Origin of the sequence: Pseudonocardia nigra, from assembly GCF_019396355.1 — a bacterium.
GTDB lineage: Bacteria > Actinomycetota > Actinomycetes > Mycobacteriales > Pseudonocardiaceae > Pseudonocardia > Pseudonocardia nigra.
Genome location: NZ_JAHKRK010000390.1, coordinates 1 through 2,852 on the forward strand (window position 1 = coordinate 1; position 2,852 = coordinate 2,852).

Consider the following 2,852-nt stretch of genomic DNA (forward strand, 5'->3'; position numbering starts at 1 on the left):
GCGGTGTCCGGTCGGGCAGCAACGGCTCCAGCCGTGCCCACTCCGCGTCGGTCAAGTCGTGGCGATCAAGCACAGAAGAGATCTACCGCAGCCGACCCGCATGATCCACGGGACACGCTCTAGTCCACCTCCGCGTCCACCGGTCGCGCCCGCTCCACCCAACGGCTCCAGCGGGCGGCGCCGTGCGCGGGCTCGGTCCACGCGGGGTCGGCGTACACGAGCCGGGTGCCGCCGGTGGTGAGCCAGCGGTGCAGCAGCCGCACCTCCTCGGCGGGTGCTCCACGCAGCGGGCCCGGCGCGGGGAGCACGGTCTGGGCCGCCGAGGCGCAGCGCGTCGATCACCGGCATGGGCGCGGCCCCTCGCCGGGCGACGCCTGCTGCGGCGAGCCGTCCGAACCGGACCACGGCGACCTCCCAGCCGCCGCGCCCGTCGGGGCGCGCGCCGACCAGTTCGGGCAGCGCGGCCAGCGCGGCGAGGCGCTGGGACCGCTCCAGCCCGACGATCAGGGCGGCGAGCTGGTCGCGGCGGCGCGCCGCGGCCTCGAAGCGCTCCCGCTCGCCGAGCGCGTCGACGTCGGCGGCGATGCCGCCGAGCGCGGTGTCGTCGTGGCCGTGGACGAGCTCCTGCAGCGCCCGAACGGCGGGGGCGTACTCCTCGGGCGTCTGCAGGCCCGCGCACGGGGCGGCGCACCGCCCCAGCTCGTGCAGGGCGCACGGGGATGCCGACGCCCCGCTGGCGGGGATCCGCTGGGTGCATGGGCGCAGCGGCACGGCGTCGAGCACGGTGTCGGCGGCCGCGGCGGCGGACTTCCGGGAGGCGAACGGGCCGAACGCGCCGTCCCGCGGCGAGGCGACGATCGACAGGCGGGGGAAGGCCTCGGCGGTGGGCGTGATCCACCACCCGTGGTGCGGGCGGCGGGACCGGCGGTTGTAGCGGGGCTGGTGGGCGGCGATGAGCCGCAGCTCCCGGACCGACGCCTCGAGCGCGTGCGCGCACACGACCGTGTCGACGCGCTCGGCGATCGCGACCATGTCGCGCACCCGCCTGCGGCGCTCCCCGGAGGTGAAGTAGCTGCGTACACGGCGCTGCAGGTCGCCGCTCGTGCCGACGTAGAGCACCTCGTCGCGCGGGCCCCGGAACAGGTAGACCCCCGGCGCCGACGGCACGTCGCGGGCGAGCACCCGCTTGGCCCGCTGGCGCTGCGTGGGTCGGTGCTGCGCCGAACCCCGCGCGAGGCCGAGCAGCTCCTCGAGGCTCTGGACACCCAGGTTGCCGACGCGTTCGAGCAGGTGGTGCAGGACCTCGACGGTGGCGCGCGCATCGGCGAGGGCGCGGTGGGTGGGCCGGGTGGCGGTGCCGAACAGCTGCGCCAGTGCGCCGAGGCGCACGCTCGGCGCCTCGTCCTTGGGCAGGACGGCTCGTGCGAGCCTCGCCGTGCACAGCACGGGCGGGCGCGGCCAGGTGTGCCCGTGGCGCTCGCACGCGGCCCGCAGGAAGCCCGCGTCGAACGGGGCGTTGTGCGCGACGAGCACGCCGCCGCGCAGGAACTCCAGCAGCGTGGGCAGCACCGCGGGGAGCGGGGGTGCGCCGGCGATCATGGCCGTGGTGATCCCCGTGAGCGCGACGACGCCGGGCGGAACGGCCGTCCCGGGGTCGACGAGCGTGCCGAGCTCGCCGATGTGCTCGCCCCCGCGCACCTTGACGGCGCCGACCTCGGTGATCGCGTCGGTGCTCGCGGCCCCGCCGGTGGTCTCCAGGTCGACTACGACGAACGTCACGTCGCGCAGCGGCGTGCCGAGCTCGTCGAACGACATCTGGATCATACGGGGCCGACCTTTCGGCAGGCGGGAGCGGCCGCGACGGGGGAGCAGCGGGCAACAGCGGGCACGGCGGCGGACGTTAGCGGGCAGCACCGACATAACGCGGCCGCTCCGATCCCGGACCGTGACCATCGCATGACGGGTGGAGCGGGCCCGGCCCGGATAACCTGGAGTGATGTCCAGGCCCGACGGCACGTCCGGCCCGCCCGACAGGGGCGAGGCCGCGTCGTCGGAGCGCTGTGTCCATGAATCCGGGGCCCATGAGTCCGGGGTCCATGAGTCCGGGGTCCATGACCGCGGGGCCCCGGGTGGTGGGCCCGTGCAGTGGGAGCGCCTCCCCGAGGCCGTCCGCGGGCGGCTGGCCGATCTCGCCGCCACCGCACTCGGCGGGATGCCCCTCGCCGACGTGCCCGTGCCGCTGCACAGGCTGGCCCGGTTCACCCCCGCGAAGCGGGCGAAACTGGGCCGTCCCGCGCTCACGGCGGAGCTCTCCGGGTCTCCGGCGTTCCGCACCGCGGTCGTGGCCTGGTGGCAGGAGCACCGGCCCGGCGAGCTCACCGTGGCGGCCGACGACCCGCTCACCGGAGCAGCCGCGGCCGTGCTGGCCGACGATCCCGCCGCGGCCGACGCCGTGGCCGCCGCGGCGCGCCGCGGCGAGGTGGGTGAGCTGCGTGCGGAGCGGGATGCGGCGCTGTCCCGGGTGGACAAGCTCACGATCGAGCTCGAACGGCTCCGGGGCGAGCTGACGGAGGCACGCGCGCAGGCCAGGACGGCCGGGCAGCAGCGCGACTCCGAGTACCAGCAGCTGCGGCGGCGCGTGTCGGAACAGGGCGCGAAGCTGCGTGCGGCGCTCGACGCCCGTGCGGCGGCCGAGCAGTCGGTCGAGGAGCTGCGGCGCACGGCGGACGCCGAGCTCGCGGCCGCGCGCGAGGAACGCGACCGCGAGCGCGGCCGGGCCGAGGCCGAGCGGCGCCGCGCCGACCGGGCGGGCGCCGAGGTGGCGGGGGCCCCGCAGGCGGGCCCGGGGGGCC

General features: G+C 77.1%; 2 pseudogenes. One reads left to right on the plus strand and one right to left on the minus strand.

The features are described from left to right. Positions 1–119 precede the first annotated feature (119 nt). Positions 120–1,824 (minus strand): annotated as a pseudogene (locus tag KME75_RS40745) (DEDD exonuclease domain-containing protein). A gap of 316 nt (positions 1,825–2,140) precedes the next feature. Between KME75_RS40745 and KME75_RS40750 the strand changes: the two are divergent. Next, a pseudogene (locus KME75_RS40750) lies at positions 2,141–2,852 on the plus strand (NYN domain-containing protein); the annotation flags it as partial.